The sequence below is a fragment of the Candidatus Hydrogenedentota bacterium genome, assembly GCA_035450225.1.
GTDB lineage: Bacteria > Hydrogenedentota > Hydrogenedentia > Hydrogenedentales > SLHB01 > DSVR01.
In genome coordinates, this window is record DAOTMJ010000010.1 from 67,668 (window position 1) to 84,836 (window position 17,169).

Annotated in this window: 18 protein-coding genes; 17 read left to right on the forward strand and 1 reads right to left on the reverse strand. The window is 62.1% G+C overall.

The window, feature by feature from the left end; translation table 11 throughout:
* The first annotated feature begins 4 nt into the window (after positions 1 to 4).
* From P5540_08010 to P5540_08020, 3 genes are read left to right on the forward strand one after another with little or no spacing between them, the layout of a single operon-like run.
* On the forward strand, positions 5 to 316 hold the full coding sequence (locus tag P5540_08010; protein ID HRT64760.1) for a hypothetical protein: 312 nt from the start codon (positions 5 to 7) through the stop codon (positions 314 to 316).
* A 1-nt stretch (position 317) separates the two neighbouring features.
* A complete protein-coding gene (locus P5540_08015; GenBank protein HRT64761.1) occupies positions 318 to 788 on the forward strand; it encodes a hypothetical protein in 471 nt (156 codons plus the stop codon).
* Positions 785 to 1,075: a hypothetical protein gene (locus tag P5540_08020; protein ID HRT64762.1), complete on the forward strand. Its 291-nt coding sequence runs from the start codon at positions 785 to 787 to the stop codon at positions 1,073 to 1,075. The genes P5540_08015 and P5540_08020 overlap by 4 nt, the downstream gene beginning before the upstream one ends.
* 118 nt (positions 1,076 to 1,193) lie before the next feature.
* Here the strand turns inward: P5540_08020 and P5540_08025 are convergent, their stop codons facing one another.
* The gene (locus tag P5540_08025) at positions 1,194 to 2,183 is read right to left on the reverse strand and encodes a hypothetical protein (GenBank protein ID HRT64763.1); all 990 of its coding nucleotides are present in this window, start codon (positions 2,181 to 2,183) and stop codon (positions 1,194 to 1,196) included.
* A gap of 389 nt (positions 2,184 to 2,572) precedes the next feature.
* Here P5540_08025 and P5540_08030 point away from each other — a divergent pair, with 389 nt between their 5' ends.
* Genes P5540_08030 through P5540_08095 form a run of 14 tightly spaced genes read left to right on the forward strand, consistent with a single transcriptional unit; the run spans position 2,573 to position 17,168 of the window.
* Positions 2,573 to 3,847, forward strand: coding sequence for a hypothetical protein (locus tag P5540_08030; GenBank protein HRT64764.1), 1,275 nt, complete (start codon positions 2,573 to 2,575; stop codon positions 3,845 to 3,847).
* Between the two features lie 22 nt (positions 3,848 to 3,869).
* On the forward strand, positions 3,870 to 4,316 hold the full coding sequence (locus tag P5540_08035; GenBank protein ID HRT64765.1) for a D-Ala-D-Ala carboxypeptidase family metallohydrolase: 447 nt from the start codon (positions 3,870 to 3,872) through the stop codon (positions 4,314 to 4,316).
* Positions 4,303 to 4,629: a hypothetical protein gene (locus P5540_08040; GenBank protein ID HRT64766.1), complete on the forward strand. Its 327-nt coding sequence runs from the start codon at positions 4,303 to 4,305 to the stop codon at positions 4,627 to 4,629. Before P5540_08035 ends, P5540_08040 begins: the two co-directional genes overlap by 14 nt.
* A 15-nt stretch (positions 4,630 to 4,644) precedes the next feature.
* A complete protein-coding gene (locus P5540_08045) occupies positions 4,645 to 5,751 on the forward strand; it encodes a phage baseplate assembly protein V (protein ID HRT64767.1) in 1,107 nt (368 codons plus the stop codon).
* Between the two features lie 13 nt (positions 5,752 to 5,764).
* Complete coding sequence (locus tag P5540_08050) at positions 5,765 to 6,136, forward strand: hypothetical protein (protein ID HRT64768.1); 372 nt, start codon at positions 5,765 to 5,767, stop codon at positions 6,134 to 6,136.
* Positions 6,133 to 6,399, forward strand: a complete 267-nt coding sequence (locus P5540_08055) for a PAAR domain-containing protein (GenBank protein HRT64769.1) — start codon at positions 6,133 to 6,135, stop codon at positions 6,397 to 6,399. The genes P5540_08050 and P5540_08055 overlap by 4 nt, the downstream gene beginning before the upstream one ends.
* A gap of 10 nt (positions 6,400 to 6,409) precedes the next feature.
* A complete protein-coding gene (locus P5540_08060) occupies positions 6,410 to 6,718 on the forward strand; it encodes a hypothetical protein (GenBank protein HRT64770.1) in 309 nt (102 codons plus the stop codon).
* Positions 6,718 to 7,818, forward strand: coding sequence for a VWA domain-containing protein (locus tag P5540_08065; protein ID HRT64771.1), 1,101 nt, complete (start codon positions 6,718 to 6,720; stop codon positions 7,816 to 7,818). The genes P5540_08060 and P5540_08065 overlap by 1 nt, the downstream gene beginning before the upstream one ends.
* Positions 7,818 to 9,158, forward strand: a complete 1,341-nt coding sequence (locus P5540_08070) for a hypothetical protein (protein HRT64772.1) — start codon at positions 7,818 to 7,820, stop codon at positions 9,156 to 9,158. The genes P5540_08065 and P5540_08070 overlap by 1 nt, the downstream gene beginning before the upstream one ends.
* A complete protein-coding gene (locus tag P5540_08075) occupies positions 9,155 to 9,574 on the forward strand; it encodes a GPW/gp25 family protein (protein HRT64773.1) in 420 nt (139 codons plus the stop codon). The genes P5540_08070 and P5540_08075 overlap by 4 nt, the downstream gene beginning before the upstream one ends.
* Positions 9,574 to 10,983 (forward strand): baseplate J/gp47 family protein, encoded by a 1,410-nt coding sequence (locus tag P5540_08080; GenBank protein ID HRT64774.1) that lies wholly within the window; start codon positions 9,574 to 9,576, stop codon positions 10,981 to 10,983. Before P5540_08075 ends, P5540_08080 begins: the two co-directional genes overlap by 1 nt.
* Positions 10,983 to 13,001: a phage tail protein gene (locus P5540_08085; protein ID HRT64775.1), complete on the forward strand. Its 2,019-nt coding sequence runs from the start codon at positions 10,983 to 10,985 to the stop codon at positions 12,999 to 13,001. Before P5540_08080 ends, P5540_08085 begins: the two co-directional genes overlap by 1 nt.
* Positions 13,002 to 13,016: 15 nt before the next feature.
* Positions 13,017 to 13,550: a hypothetical protein gene (locus P5540_08090; GenBank protein HRT64776.1), complete on the forward strand. Its 534-nt coding sequence runs from the start codon at positions 13,017 to 13,019 to the stop codon at positions 13,548 to 13,550.
* 12 nt (positions 13,551 to 13,562) lie between these two features.
* Complete coding sequence (locus P5540_08095; GenBank protein HRT64777.1) at positions 13,563 to 17,168, forward strand: DUF4815 domain-containing protein; 3,606 nt, start codon at positions 13,563 to 13,565, stop codon at positions 17,166 to 17,168.
* Position 17,169 lies beyond the last annotated feature (1 nt).

Sequence of the window (17,169 nt, forward strand, 5' to 3'; positions counted from 1 at the left end):
CCCCATGAAACGTGTCTTCATCTGCAGCCGGTTCGCGGGCGACGTGGACCGGAACATAGAAACGGCCCGCAAGCTCTGCCGCCAGGCGGTTGAGCGGGGCCATGCGCCTTTCGCGCCGCACCTCCTGTATCCCCAGTTCATGGACGACACCAAACCCAAAGAACGGGAGGTCGGCATCGCCTGCGGACTCGAGTTCATGACGGTATGCGACGAGGTCTGGGCCTATGTGGGAGACGGGGTGTCGGACGGGATGCGCCGCGAGATTGCCCAGGCGCAAAGGTTGGGCAAGGTGGTCGCCGAACTCACGGAGATTTGAGGTGGGCTGGGACCAGCGGGAAATAAAGGGCTATATCGTCGATATCGACACCAATGAACGACTGGAGTTCCAATACAATCCGGACGATATCGCCGACGACAAGTCCACGGACTATGCCGAGGTTGAGATCCCCGGCATGAGTCATCCCCGTTACCAATACGTTTCCGGCAAGCCACGCAAGATTGCGTTCAAGCTGCATCTGTTCAAGGGGCCGGTCAAAGAGAAGGTCCACTGGCTGCGGTCGCTCCTCTATCCGGAACACGCGGGCACCATGCTCAAGAACGCACCGCACCGGGTGCTGTTCATCTTTGGCGACCTGTACCCCGGCGTCGAATGTGTCGTGAGCAACGTGAAGGCACGGTACTTCCACATGTTCGACCGGGACAACCTCCTGCCGCAGCACGCCGAGGTGGATTTGGTTCTGGAAGAGTATGTGGACGAGTCGGTCAACTACACGGAGGTGCGCCAATGATCGGCAAGGATTCGCGATATGCGACGTGTGTCCTGTACCGCGACGAGGACGGGGAATGTCTGGGGACTCGGCAACGCATTGATGCCACGCCCCGGTACGACGACCGCTTTCATACCGTGACCGACGGTGAGCGGCTCGACATTATCGCCCGCCGCTACTTCGGCGACGCCAAGCTCTGGTGGATCATCTGCGACTACAACGACCTCTTCTTACCGCTGGACCTCGACCCTGGCACGGTCCTGCGGATTCCCTCCGTTGAGCATGTGCAGATGCGGGTGTTGGCTTAGGTCTTCCGAAGTCTCGGATTGTTTTGACTTGCCGAAAGAAAGAAGTGGTTGCCAAATCCTAGCTATTCCCAGACCGAGATGCTGGCAACTCCTATCGAGGCCCTCAATCTCGAATACCCTAATCGTTGCGTTCACCTACTTGATTTGAGCATTGGGCAATTGTTTTCCCTTCGAGAGGATAACGCGATTTCGCCGAGAACGGGAATTTCGCCAGGACTAACTCCAGGATAGCCGTCCCTAATTTGATATCTTGCTGTGCCGCGAGAAACCTGATCATCTCCTCAAACCAGAAGTCCAGCATTTTCCACTTCTTTTCCCACTCCGCGGGGAACATCATGGCAGAGTGCTGCAAGAGGGGTAAAACACGGTGCGCAATCCAGGCGATTTCACAGACCCGATTAGCAAACATGGTCGAAGTCATCGCATTGTACTCTGGATAGACGGGAAGTGGCTCGTTACCTTGAATCCACCCCATCGCTGTACCGAGTGAAAACTTGGAACCGTGTACCTCCAGATCGAAAAGGTCATTCCACAGCTTCAGATTATGTAAGGTGTTCTCGGAAAGCCCGCTCTTTTTGCCTATCATCTGTTCGCGGACGGCTTTTTCTTCCTTCAGACGTAGTTTCCTCGCTTCATTCATATCGTACGGCTTGTCGATCTCGTATCCTTCCAGCTTGAAGAAGTCCGATAGGCCGTGCATGGCCCCGGCAATCAAGAGAAGATGATCGAATATGTTTCGAAGCTGGGCGAAGGCCTGAAGTGGATATCCGTGGGTCGCGAGCAACTCGGCACTACAAAACTGGTGGAAACAACTCAGGAGCTTTGGGACGAACCGGGTGTAGAAGGTAAGCTCCGTATCCTTTGGCAACGCGGGTACTGCAAGATTAAAGTATTCGACCGTTTCGAGGTAGAAGCTTCGGCAGGACCGTGTAAGCATGAGCGGCCCACCCTGTTTGTATCGGAACTCGTGGACATACTGGGACTCGGCTTGCCAGTATCTTTCGAGACGACCAAATGGGACTCCATTGTCTTCCGCAACCCACTCCAAATCCTTTTTGAAGGCCTCACGGTCTATGCTCGGCGTGGCTTTGTCTTGGCTCTTTTCCATGTGTTTCACTCCACTTCGTCCAACCGGGCGTGCCTATCTTCATGTTTCTCGCCACGACTTGTTACGTGGTTGCTAAGGAGTTCGAGAGGCAACGTGCGTCGACAGGATTCATGCCCGACGGGATGCATGATCTCCTTTTTGAACCTGAGAATGCAACGCTGAGAGACACGATGAGAGACCCCAGACCGTTAACTGGTGTTTTCACGATCTCCCTGACAATAAAGTAAATCCTGCACGATAAGACGCCCTATTTTATCGTGCAAATTGAGCTTTATTGTCTGGTTGGTTCTTTCCTCGGCATTATCGTCTCCCCGCGATCCACCCGACAGTTTCCCCTTTCTTCCGGTAAGTAATCTCCGTGGGCGCTTGGCGCGCCGCCGGAGACACCGATGGACCTGGACACCTTCAAACCGACCTTCTTGATCGAGATCGAGGGGCAATCCCTCTCGAAGGACATCACACAGGAAATCGAGGCCTTTTCCTTCACGGACAACGAGGAGGAGATGGACGAACTCGAGCTGTGCGTTTCCAACCGGAATCTCCAGTTCGTGGACGATCCGCTCTTCCAGGAAGGCAACGAAATCGCCGCGCGCTTCGGATACGTGGGCAACCTGTCGCCCCGCAAGAAGGCCGTCATTAAGGACATCGACTACGACTTCCCGCACAGGGGCGCGCCCACCATCCGCATCAAGGCCTTCGACAAGGGCTTCAAGCTCGCGGGCAAACAGAACCAGAAGGTCTGGCAGAAACCCGCACCGGGCATCGCCTATTCGGAGATCGCCGAGGAGATCGCATCGGCCAACGGGTTGCGCCCTGTCGTAACGCCCACGCGCGACCGGCATCTGCGCGTCGCACAGAGCAATATCTCCGACGCTCAGTTCCTTCAGGAACTTGCGCCCAAGGCGCGCGCCAAGGATGGCGACGGCGTGACCGGCTATGTCTTCTTTGTACAGGACGACGAACTGCACTTCCATCCGCGCAACCTGGAATCCGCCCCGGCGATCACCCTCGAATACTTTACGGACCGGAAAGGCCTGCTCCGTTCCTTCAATCCCTCGACCCAGTCCCAGGGCGCCAAGGGCGCGGGCGTCGCGACCAAAGCCGTCGGGATAGACCCGCGCAGAAAGGAATGCGTCGAGCACACCGCGGACAACGACTCCACGCCCGAGCGCTGCTCGCTGGGGCACAAGACCTATCTCGTGGACGGCAACACCGGCGAGGGCCGGTACAAAGAACAGGAATCGGGCGAGATAGTCCCTTCCTTCGAACGGTCCGAGGCCTTCGACCAGGAACCCCGGCACGAACCCGCGCAGGACACTGCCGAGGGCAAATTCAAGGATGCGGAGATGCGCCAGGTCGAAGCCACGGCCAAGACCATCGGCATCCCCTCGTTGCGCGCCAAGCAGAACATCGAAGTCACGGGCGTGGGCCGCAAGTTCTCCGGCGTCTATTACTGCCATTCCGTACAACACAAGATTGACGGGCACGGCTATTCCTGCGAACTCAAACTCAAAAAGAACGCCTTGGGCAAAGGCGCGGGCGACAAGGCCGGCGAGACCAAGGGTTCCGCCAACGAAAAAGAACCACAGCCGGGCGCGGACGCCGCCGTGCCTCGCGCGGAGATGGTGACCATCGACGCCAACAGCGGCGAGCGCATCAATTGACCTCAACCAGGAGAAAACCATCATGGGAGATCTGACCAAGAACTTCAGCCGAAGCGAGTTCGCCTGCAAGGGCGCGAACTGCTGCAACCACAGCGCGCCGGTTCAGCCGGAGCTTGTCCACGCCCTGCAGGAACTCCGCGACCGCGTCGCCGCGCCGCTCGTGATCACCAGCGGTTTCCGCTGCCGCACGCACAACAAGGCGGTGAGCGGTTCGCTGGACAGCCAGCATTGCCTCGGGACCGCGGCGGACCTGCTGTGTCCGAAGGGACTCACCCCGCAACGATTCGCGGAACTCGCCGAACTCATTCCAGCCTTTCGCGACGGCGGCATCGGCGTCTACCCCGAGGACAACTTCATCCATGTCGACGTGCGCGGCAGCAAGGCCCGCTGGGGCCGTCTCGGCGGGAACTATGTGTCTTTCGAAGAAGCCATGAACCACAACGGAGGAAACGATAATGGAACAGCTTGAAACCTTCTACCGAACCATCCTGGACAACAAGGAACTCTTTGTCACGCTCATCATGACGGTGCTCGCCATCGTCAAACTCACCGCGTGGGGCCGTGCGAAGGCCGACGCGCTGGATGCCGTCATCGGCGTCATCGAGCGGCTCGGCGCGAACTTCGTGAAGAACGGCGTCGCGGCGCAGGAGTCCAAGCTGGCGGCGCCGGTGAAGGATGCGCTGCAGCATGCGGTGGCCAAGGCCGACCCGAAGAAAACGCCCGCGCCCCCGGCGGCCCGTCTCGTCCGCGAACTTCTGCGCGGCGTCATCCGCAACAAGTAGGACACGAGGCGCATCATGTTGGATTTCCGCGACCGCCAGACCGAGGAACGGTACAGAAACCGATGGTTCGGCAAGTACCGCGCTTTCGTCCGGGACAACAACGACCCGGAACGGCTGGGCCGTGTGCGTCTGGAAATCCCGGCCGTACTCGGTTCGGGCCGCGACAACTGGTCTGAATGGGCCTATGCATGTTTCCCGTACGGCGGCAATCAGGATACCGGCATGTTCTATGTGCCCGAGGCGGGCGCGTCGGTCTGGGCGGAGTTTGAGGGCGGCCAGGTGCAACACCCGATCTGGACCGGCGCGTGGCTGGCCAAGAGCAACCCCGGCGAACAGCCCGAGGAGTCGAAGCGCGAATGTTCCGACTGCGCGTGCCTGGATTGTGAGGACAAGAACGAACGCCAGAGCAACGCCCACGACCACCGCGAGCACACGAAGTATCACGGCCATCCGCCGTATTACTGTCCGCGACTCAAGGTGTTGTTCAAGACGGAAACTGGCCACACCCTCCTCGCCGATGACAGCGACGAGAAGGAGTGTCTCAAGATCGTCGACCGCGCTGGCCAGACCTTCCACATGGAGGGCCGCGTCAAGGGGGCGGTGCAGACGGGGAATGGACGCCGGCGCGCCACCAAGGATGCGGAGAAGGGCGACCAGCTCAGCATCGACTCGGACATCGTGGACCGCAAGGCCCGCGTCGAGATTACCGACGTGTGCCGCCAGTTCCTGCGCCTGGAGGCTTGGAAGGACCAGGAGAAGGTCCATGTCCAATCCTGCGATGCGCAGCGGTCACGCTGGCAGAAGCTGCTCATGGACACCACGAAGAATCGCGAGAAGGTACATCTCTGGGGCCTCAACGGGCGGCAGGAAATCCTCATCGATTCCACGCAAGGCGCGGAAAAGGTGCAGCTTACAGACAAGGCCGGTCAGGTGATTCTCATGAACGCCGCGCCGGGACAAGAACGCATCTCGGCGGTCGACAAGAGCGGTCAGCAGATTCTGATGGACGCCGCGTCCACCCGGATCGGCTTGACGGACCGGGCGGGCAGCAACGTGCTGCTCGACGGCGCGTCCGGCAATGTCCTGGTTCGGTCCGCGGCCCTGGTGCTCATCAACCCATAGGAAGCAATCACGGATGACAGACCAATCCCAACCCGGCGGTATCGCCTGCCACGAGGAATTCCTCGCGCGAACCTTCGACGCCTGGCGCCAAGAGTTCCGCAACATCCTGGAGAACCACCGCCGGGAGATTCAGGACCGGCTCGAGAAAATCGAGCGGGAGATAGAAAAGAAATCGGACAAGGAGAACGTGGACGTGCTGGTGCGCGGCATCCACGAGGAACTGCACCGCCACACCGACGAAATCAACCGGCTGCACAGCCGGGTCGGCGAGAAACTCGGCACGGAAACCATGTGGAAGATTGCCGGTTTCGCGCTGGCCATCGGCGGAACCGTGGGCGGGCTCATCGGCTTCCTTATCAATCTCATGATGAAGGTGCGGCCATGAGCAAGCCCGTGGCGCGGCTGGGCGACCCGAGCAATCACGGGGGCGTCATCATCTCGTCCGCGAGCCGGACCCTGGCAAACGGCATCCTCGTGGCCCGCATGGGCGATATGCACGTGTGCCCATTGCCCGGCCACGGCGTCACCCCCATCGTCACGGGCAGCGGCAAGACCCTGGTGGAAGGCAAACCTATCGCCCGCGTGGGCGATTCGACGGGCTGCGGCGCGGTCATCGTGGCGGGCAGCCCCAATACCCTCAACGGATGAAGGCGGAATCATGAGCGATGTTCGTTACTGGGATGTGTTCCCAAAACACATCAAGATCTCGAAGTCCACGTCGAACCGGACGGTGCCACTCACCATTTCCGGGACGCTGGTGGGCGTGCCGATCTTTATATCGACGGACTACAGCATCGCTTCCGTGGACGCGAACGGCACCGTATCCCTTGGAACGGTCGTCGGCGCGGCCATGATCACCGCCTATGACCTCAATCTGCAGGGCCAGACCACCATACGCCACATCCAAGTCGAGGTCGTCGCGCCCGAGGAACCGCAGGCCGTATGGCTGCCCTGGGGGGAATCGTAATGGCGAGGAATCCATACGTCGGACAACGCTGCGCCGGGCGGCACGTCGTCACGCTGATGCGCGAGATCAACGCCATCGAGCATGTACTCGAACAGACCATCTCGCATCTCGACGTGATGATCATCATCGATATTTCCGGCTCGATGCAGTCCACCATCGATGCCGTGCGCGCCCAGGTAAGCGCGCTCTTCACCCAAATCATCGGCACGCATGACAACATCCGCATTGGCGTGATGCAGCAGGGCGTGGACGGCGACACGAACAACGCCTCGTATGCGCGGCGCGCGCTGATCCGTTGCCAGCCTACGCGAGACCAAGCCGCCTTCCAGACCGCTATGAATGGCTTTCCCGCCGCGGACGGCTCCGGCGAGTGGTACATCAACGCGCTGCGTCTTGGCATCACGGGCACCACGTGGGCCGCCGACGCGCGCAGGATGATTCTCACCATCGGCGACGAGAGCGCGGCGCAATGGCGCGTCGGCACGCAGCACAATGCGAATGCCACCGAGGAATTGACCGCCGTCATCGGCGAACTCAATGCGGCTTCCATCATCGCCTGCATCATCTGCTCGAACGCCAACATGTGGCCGCTCTGCGAAGCCAGCTATATGGCGCTCGCGAACGGCACGGGCGGACTCTATCTCATCGCGCCCTCGACCGAGGACATCGTTGCGATGATTGTGAGCATGGTGACGCAGATCGTCATCACGCAGAGCACGTGGTACCGCTATACGAAGGACGGCCAGCGGCAATCGCTGGGCGCTCCCGACGGCGGTGTGAACGTACCCGCCCTGAACGCCATCGACAATCAGCCCTTCGTGCCACTTTACCTTCGCGACATGCGCCAGGCCGTGGAGCGCATCGTGAACACCCGCGCCATCCCTGACGGCACTGGAACAACCTATGATTTCGCGCCCGACGGCGCGAACAACCTGCTCGAAGCGGCCATGGGCGACGGGACGGCCTATGGCACCGTGCCGGGACGCCGGACATGGCGGCGCGGCCTGGCCGAGATGATTGGCACCCCGCCCTATGACATCGATATCGGCGAGACCCGCGCCTGCGTGGACCTGCTCAAAACCGCCGTGGGGATTGCGTAATGGCCGTATTGATGGACACCTCCAGCCGCGCCGGGCATCACCTGGAATTCGAGGCCGTTGCCGGGGTTCTGGGCGAAGTGCGCGACAAGATAAACGCCAACACCCAGGCATTGACGGCCTTCCAGAACGCCGTCGGCCCGAAACTGGACACGCTCGCGACACGCATCGCGGGGCTGGAAACCGCCCTCGCCGGAATTAACACGGCGCTGGGGCAGATGCGTACCACCATGGACAATATCCAAATGGTCCTGGGCCAAGTGCGCACGAGCGTGGACAACGTCCAGACGGCGTTGGGACTGGTGCGCACCTCCCTCGAAACCGTCCACACCTCGTTGCGGCAAACGCTCGCACAACAACTGGGTGCGTTGCAGACCTCCACCAACGGACTCACGGCCTGTCTCTCCAGCGAAGCGGAAACCTTCTCGACCCAATTGCGGGCGAGCCTGGAACAGATTCGGGAAGAACTCGCGGCATTGCAGACAAGCATCCAGACCAGCCAGCAGCCCCTCCCGCAGTGGTTGGAGGACAAGTTGCAGGCCATCGGCGCGACCCTGACCGCCATGAAGAACACCTTCGAGGCCAGCCACCAGGCGTCCGAAGCTATTCGCACCCAGGCTGAGGCGGCCATTGCGGCGAACCAGCAGCAGGTCGCGGCCTATCTGCAGAATGTCAACCCCCCGCCCGAGGAACCAGCGCCAGTAGACCCGTATCCCTTCGAATCGTTGCCGGAAGGCGCGACGGCGCGCGACCTGCCCGATGGCGGACGGCTCTTGAGCTTGGCCAACGGCGACATGATCCGCGTGAGCGCGGATGGGACGATGGCCTTCATTGGAGCGGACGGCGCGGCGCAACCCCTGGCTCCGGCGCATGGCCGGGACGTGACGTTGCCGAACGGCACGACGCTGCGGATCAACCCGGCGGCGGTGCGCGTCACGCACGAGGCCGCCATGATCTCTGGCCTGCCGGTGGATATCACACCCGAACAGGTGGCCGACGGCCGTTTCCTGGCGCCTTTCTCGGAGGCGGCGGTACTCAGCGTCAATCATCACGACCGGACGGCGACCCTTTTCCATCTGGCGGGCACGACGGTCCTTCTGAGCTATCCCCGCATCGAGGCCTTCGGCGAACAGGTCGATGTGAACATCCTACCGGGAAGCATCAAGAACTTCGCTACCCTGGAGAGCGGGCATCGTGGCGTCATCGAACTCGATGGAACCATCCGGCTCGCCACCCCGAATGGTCTTGACCTCGTCATCCGCTTCCCTGAACCCGCGCCGCCGGTCGATGCGCAGGACACGCGTCCCCTCTGCGCGGGGGAATGCCGGAGGAATGACGCATGACGTTCGATTTCCTCGGCAAGGGATTGAAGTTCCCGTTCCAGTTTCACCGGCGTTCCGGCGGGGCGCGCATTTCGACGGCGACCTCGCTCGAGCACGCGCATATCCACGAGAGCATTCTCCAGATTCTCGGCACGCGCCCCGGCGAACGGTTCATGAACCCGGAGTTTGGCTCGCGCCTGAAGGACCTGGTGTTCGAACAGAACGACACCATATTGAAGGGGCTTGTCCGCCACCACGTCATCGACGCCATTCGCCGCTGGGAAAAGCGCGTCACGGTCACGCACGTCTCCTTCGACGAGTCGCCCGCAACTGCCGACCGGAACGCGTTGCTGGTGCATATCGCCTATCGCGTCATCGAGACGCAGGTCGAGGGGAACCTGGTATATCCCTTCTTCCGTGAACTGGGAGGCGCGTGATGGGCCGGGCAAGCGTCTCCTATACGAACAAGGATTACGAATCCCTTCGGCGCGAACTGCTCGCCCGCGTTCCGCAATTGACGGACCGCTGGACGGACTTCAACGCATCGGACCTCGGCGTCGTGCTGCTGGAACTCTTCTGCGGCGTGGGCGACATGCTCGCCTACTACCTCGACGCTCAGGCCGCCGAGGCATTCCTGCCCACGGCACGGCAGCGGCAGAACGTCATCAACCTGTGCAAACTCATCGGCTACCGGCTCGACGGCCCCGTCGCCGCGGCGACCACGCTCCGTTTCTCCCTCGCCGCGCCGCTCGCCAAGGATCTGCTCATTCCCATGGGAACCGTGTGCCGTGCCTTGCTCGACGACGGCCATGCGGATTTCGAGACGGCGGCGGACGGTGTATTGCCCCACGGCGCGCTATACGTCGACGTATCCGCGCGGCAAGGCATACGCAAGGGCCAGACCTTCACCGGCACGGGTACGCTCTGGCAACGCCTCGAACTTACCGGCAGGAACATTGCCCAGGGCAGTGTACGGGTAGTCACCAGCGGCGTCGAATGGACGGAAGTGCTTCAATTCCAGGAAAGCGGCGCGGAGAGCGTGCATTTCATTGTGGAGACGGACGGGCTGGATGTCTCGGCCATTCGTTTCGGCGATAGCCGTCACGGCAGCGCGCCGGCCACCGGGACGAACATCGAGGTCTCCTGGCTGGAAACGCTCGGCGCGGACGGCAACCTTGCGCCGGATCTGATCCGCGATATTCTCTCACCGGTGACGCTCGACGGCGTTCCGGTGCATCTCACGGTGACCAATACGATTCCCGCGACGGGCGGAGCCAGCCGGGAATCCATCGACTTCGCCCGCGCCCAGGCGCCCGCCGAACTGCGCACGCTCTGGAAGGCTGTGACCAAGGAGGATTACCAGACCCTCGCCGTGGGCTTCCCCGGCGTGGCCAAGGCCCGCGTTCTGGATACGAACGATTGCGCGGGCATCCGCTATTACAACGTCCATATCGCCGTCGCGCCCGAAGGCGGCGGCATCGCCTCGCCGCTGCTCAAGCAGGAACTCACCGCCTTCCTCGAAGCGCGGAAGGTCATCACGGTCGAATTCGAACTCTACGACCCGGCATACCACGCCATCGACATCGACGCGGACGTCTACCTCTGGGCGGGCGAGTCCGAGGACACGGTGCGCGGGCGTATCGAGCAGGGACTCGCGGATTTCTTCGCCTTCGAGAACGTGGACTTCGATCAGGACATCCACTTCTCCGACGTGGTCGCACTCCTGGACGGCATTCGCGGGGTGAGCCATGTCCATCTGCATACCCCGGCGGATGACGTGATTCTCAATTGCGGCGAAATCCCAACCCTTGGCCAGGTGCAACTCCGGTTGCGGAGGGCTACGTGATGGCGCCGTACTTCGAGAAGAAGCTCTTCGACCTTCTGGCGCCCCTGTACGCCATCGAGGACGAGACCGGCGATCTGGCGTCGTTTCTCAAGGTTCCCGCCGCAAGTCTGGATGAATTGAAGGAACTCATCGAGCGGTTTCCCGCCATCTTCAACGTGGACCGGTGCGAACCACGCTACCTTCCGTACCTCGCCCATATCGTCGGCAGACCCTATGACGGGAGCATCGCGCCAGACACGCAACGGAACATCATCAAGGAAGCCGTGCCGCTCTACCAGCGGAAAAGCACTATCCCCGCCATCCATCGCTCGCTGGCGGACCTGGGCTGGGAAGGCATGATCGAGGAGACGTACCGCGACGCACTACGTCTCAACAGCCGCCCCATCCTGAACCGCGCCAAACTCCCCGGATTCATCCACAGCCTCGGCGCGTATCGTATCCGTTCGGAAACCCTGACCCCCGGCGTTCGCGACGCGCTGAAGTTCCATCATCCCGCCGGTACGCGCGCGTGGTTCTGGCAATGGCTGCTCGCGTATTACGAGGCCACGAGTGATTTGACCGGCTTGGAAAAGCTCTTTGTCCGCCGGATTCTTTTCGCGGACCCCGACGAGACCTTCCAACTCAACCGGTCCGAACTCAATGCATGCTTTCACCTGACCTACAAGCGGAAGATGTGGAGTTTCCTGGTCCACAGTTCCGCCACGACGCTCTTGAGCGATTTCGACTACGCCGCGACGTGTTTCATGTCGTGGCACGGGCGCGGCGACCGCATGCGTCTGAATCGGAAGGCGCTCAATACCCGCATGCTCGCGAACACCTGGGAAAGCGAGCGGAAGTTTGCCGTCTGCTGCGAGATCGAGGCCCGGCGGCAACCTGCCATTCCACGCCCCACGGCGCGCCTCAACGAGACACCCATCGGCGCTTCCGTCCTCAATCATGCCAACGTGCCCTGCCGGATTCGCTTCCGGCAAAAGGACTGCTATGGCGAAACGCCGCTCCTGGCCCCGGCCTGCGCGGGAGAGCGCGTGGACGTATCCCGTCTGAGCAGCGTGCGGCTCGGCTACTTCCTGCGTCCGAACCGGTCGCGCCTGGGCGGTCCGGACCGGCTCAACGGCGCGTTCAAGGCGGGCATGTGGATTGCCACGCTCATGGTGGATACGGAATGGGCCGCCGAGGCGACCGAAGCCCACGATCTGGTCCAGCGCTGGCGCATGTATGGCGCGCGTTTCCGTCTGAACGGAAAGCGGCTCAACCACGGCCTACTCACGAACAGCGCTATCAACGAGGATGTGGCGTCCTTCGAACTCGACGTGGATACCGGCGCACCCCGGCGTCTGCGGCCGGACAATCTCCGCCTGAACCAGCGGCGGCCCCTGAACCATACCGGACTCCACCTCTGCGTCGCGCGCACCCGGCCTATGCGCCTCGGCCACGCTCCGCTCAACGAGGCCGGGTTCCGCGAATCGCGCAAGCCTTTCCGGTGGCGATTCCACCAACAGGATTTCCGCGCGGAAACCCCGCCGCTCGCCCCGGAGGCGCGCGGCATGACGCGGATGCTGTCCTTTCTGCATGAGACGGACCTGCGCGAGGGGTTCCGGCTCGGACATACCCGGCTGGGCGCATGGGAGCGCCTGAACGGTTTCTGGAAGGCGGACAACGCTTTCACCCAATGCTTCCTGACGGATACCTGGGCCGAGGTCGAGGAGGCATGGGACGTGGTCGAACGCTGGCGCGCCAATGCCCCGGCATTCACCCTGAACGGCACGGCCCTCAATACCGGGGCGCTGAGCGACGCCGCGCCCGGGTCCGTGGCGGCCGCATTCGAATTGCGCGTGGACACGGGCCTGCCGCGCCGCCGCCGCGTCGAACCCCTGGCGCTCAACCACAACGAATTGAACCGGACGGCCCTGCGGCTGTCCGTGGAACGGCACCACCCTTTGCGCCTGGGACGCATGGCGCTCAACCAGGCCGGATTGCACCGCGCCCGGCGCGACTTCGTCTGGCGCACCGGCCCATAAGGAGGACCTGAACACATGGCACTTGGATTGATTGTGAACAGCGGCCGCGTACTGACCGCGAAACTGCTGCTGGGGCAGGCGATGGAGGGCCTGACGCACTGCGCCATCGGCGACGGTGACGAAACCTTCACCGACCCGATGAACCCGCCGCAGCCGGATATCGGCCAGACGCGGCTCAAGAACGAGCGCGCTCGGAAACGCTGGTACAAGCGGACCTTCTTGAAGGAACACGCGGAAGGCACGCTCATCGTGAATGGCGTCCACTATATCGAGACGGGCGACGAGACGAACATCATCGGCGTCTTCTTCCGTTTCGACGAGGAGGAGGCCAACGGCATCACCATCCGCGAGTACGGCTTCTTCGGCGGCGATGTCGCCTACGTCGAAGGGGTCTCCGGCGCCTACGCCCTGAACGGCGTCCATCATCCCGATACGAACCCCATGGGCGAAGTATTGCACCCAGGCTACCTTTACGAAGTGAAGAACATACCGGATTTCAACAAGGTGAACGACACCCGCGTCGAGCTGGTTGGCATCATCAAGATATAGGAGAAGCGCCCCATGACAATTTCCAGAAACACCTTTGACCCCGCGAAGAACTACAAACGCGTCCGCTATCACCAGGACCGCGACCTGCTCGATTCGGAACTGAACGAGCAGCAGGATATCGCCCACATCGAGCACAAGAAGATGTGGGACCTGCTTATCGGCGACGGCTTCTACATGGGCGACACGCCGCAACCGGTCAGCGGCAATATCGTGACCATGGAAGGAGGCGCGGTCTATGTCGACGGCACCCTCGAAATGGTTCCAGGCGCGACGCTGACCTATGACCCGAGCAAGACCACCGGCGTGGACGTGGTCTACATCGAGTTGCTCAAGTACAACATCGACCACACGCAGGATACGGCCCTCATCAATCCGGCCACGGGCGAACCCACCGCCGAACGCGAGAAATGGGTGCTCAGCTACAAGGCCACGGACACCTCGGGCAGCGCCCTGCCGAACAACGTCACCGAGCGCAAGGTCGTGCCGGTCCTCTTCTTCGACCGCGCGACAGGCGTGTTCATGCCCGTGCGCGAGCAGCGGCTGAATCTGCCCCTGGAAGCGTTGCAGGGCATGCTGCCGGGCGAGCGCATCACTGTTGGCTCGATCACGGAAGACCACCTCGCCTTCGCGGCCGCCGAAGGACTCCAGTCCCTTCTGCAGAACCTCGCCGAGCGCACCTATGACCAGGCGGGCAGCTATCTCGTCGAGGGATTCAACAGTTTCCTCGGCGGTGTGGACGGAAACGACGTAGAGGTCATCACGAATGCCGGGCGCGCGTATATCCGGGGATTCCGTTTCCACAGGGAGTGGCCCAATACCACCCACGTCCCCAAATCCGTCGCGGTGAAGGCGGTGCGCGGCGAACAGAAGACCTTCAATTCGAGCCAGCGGCGCTATCCGCTCAACAACGGTCCGCTCCAGGCCACGACCCAGGTCGAGGCCATCGTCGAGATCACCGCGAACGTCACGCGCGGTTCCGTGGCGGGCGGCGAGGACCTGCTGACCCCGAATCCCGTCGTGGACATCATCGAGGTGAGCCAGGGCGCCACCATCTACCAGGAAGGCGTGGACTGGCAGCAGTCCGGAAACAGCGTGGATTGGCTCGGCACCGGGAACGCACCTGCCATCGGCACCACCTATTCCGTCCGCTGGACGTACACGAAGCAGATGGTCAAGAACACGGACTACGTCGACGGCGGCTGGTTTGGCGTAGCGGGCCATCCCGCGTCGGGGACCTATCACTATGTCGTCACGGCCTTCGACGCCACGGGGGAGACGATCTTCGAGGCAGGCAGTGTCGTCTCGATCACGACGGCGGCGCGCGGGCTCAATCTGCTGACGTGGCTGCCTGTCGCGGGCGCGCAGGGTTACCGGGTCTATCGCGCCACGAATCCCGGCAGCCGCACGAATTTTGTCCGTCTCATCCAGTTGGGGCCGGAGGCCATCAGCTATGTGGATGACGGCGTGGAAACCACCACGTCCTCCGTGCCGCCGCAGTCGTCTCCAACGACGCTGGACATGTCCGCCTTCGCAATTGCGCCGGGAGACACGGACCTGATCAATTTCGGGCGCACGAATCTGGGCGATCAGCCCATCAGTGGTTCGAACTGCAGCGTGGACTACAACTACTACCTTGGCCGGCGCGACATCATCTATGCGACGATCTCGGAGATCAAGCGGCTCGAAGGCGCGCCCGCAGATAATCCCAAGCTACCCATCCTGCCCGACGGGGCGCTGGGGCTGTGCAGCGTCGAGTGTCCGCCCAATTCGACGGCCCTGGTCGTGCGGAACTTCCGGCTCACCCGCATCACGATGGACCAGATTCATGCCATCATCCGGGATGTCGAGGCGCTCAAGTACAACGACGCCCAGTACCAGATGAACAACGACTTGCAGAATCGCGACGCCCAGACGAAGAAAGGCATTTACTCGGACGACTTCTCCAACGATGCCCAGTCCGACCGGTATCACCCCCAGTGGAGCGCGCGCATCGATCCGGTATACCGTTTCGTGGCGCCGGACCGCACCGCCACCCCGAACGTCCTCGCCGTGGATTACGGCAACAGCCAGGCCACGTTCAGCGAGGGGCTGGCCATGCTGCCTTCCACGGAAACGCTGCTCATCAACCAAACCCAGTGGTCGGGTTCGAAGAACATCAACCCGCACGCGCTTTTCGAGAAGCCCCGCGCGCGTATCGAGATTTCCCCAAATACGGGCCGCAGGGGCTTTACAGACGTCCATGTGCGCGGGATGCATTTCACGCCGAACGCGGCGAATGTCTCGGTTCATTGCGATGGGGAACTGGTTCTCTCCGGCCTTACCGCGGACAGTTCCGGCGCGCTGACCGCCATGTTCACGATTCCCGCGGACGTGCGGGACGGTACGCGCATCGTGCTGATGAGCGATGGCGTCTATGAAGCCAAGGTCGGCATGGAGATCAACGCGCCGCTGGACATCTCCCGCATACTGCGGGTCGCCAGCGGCGATGAGGACGGCGAGGGCAGCCAGCTTGCCGCGTCTCCGGGCGAGACCGCGCTCATGCGCATCATCCGCAAGATCGTCACCACGATCCTCTGGAAGATCCGCACGTGGCCGACGCGTGTCGACCCGCTGGCGCAGACCTTCCGCTTCGAATGGAACCAGGTCGTCAGCGGTATCGGCCTCTTCTTCACGAGCAAGGACGCCTTCCAGCCGGTGAACGTCCAGGTACGCGGGATCACCAACGGTGTGCCGAACGGGACGGTCTACGCGGAGAAGAGCGTCGCGCCCGGCGATATCGTCTACAACACCGAGACGCGCATCGACTTCGACGATCCGTTCTATGCGGAGGCGGGAAAGCGGTACGCGCTGGTCATCGGCAGCGAAAGCCCGCTCTACGAGGTGCGCGTCGCCCAGCTCGGCCAGATGGGCCAGGATGGGCTCATCACGCGCCTCGACTACACCGAGGGGGCGTTGTTCGAGAGCGCCAACGCCGAGGCGTGGACGCCGCTGCCAGACACGAGCCTCACCATGAAGGTCTATGGCCGGAAGTTCGATCTCGACGGCGTGGTCAGGTTCATGCCGATTACGGGCGTTCAGTTTGCCGCCTTCAACATCGACGAGTACAGCACCATCCCCGAGGGCTGCGCCATGTTGTGGGAGTATTCGATGAATGGCGGAACGAGTTGGGACGCCCTTGTGCCCGCCGAGGAGGAACGCCTGCCGAACCTCGCGACGCAGGTGCTGGTGCGGGTGCGTCTGGCGTCGAACGCGGACAATGATTCGCCCGTGCTCAGTTTCCGGGATGTGAACCTCGTCGGGTACTTGAACGGCACTGCCGGGGTATACGTCACCCGTGAGAACGAACTGGCTCAGGGCGTCGCCTCGACCAAGGTCTATGCGCAGATGGATATCCCGAGCGGAACGACCATCCAGTGGCTCTGCAGCAACAACGGCGGCGTCACCTGGGAGGCCATGACTATCGATGTCACCCGGCCCATCACGGAGGAGTGGACCGAGTACACACTCATGCGGACCTTCACAAACAACACCGGCAACCGTGTCCGCTACAAGGCGGCCATGACCGGCACGCCGCTGATCTACCCGCGCATCCACACGCTGGGGGCGACCCTGAGCTAAG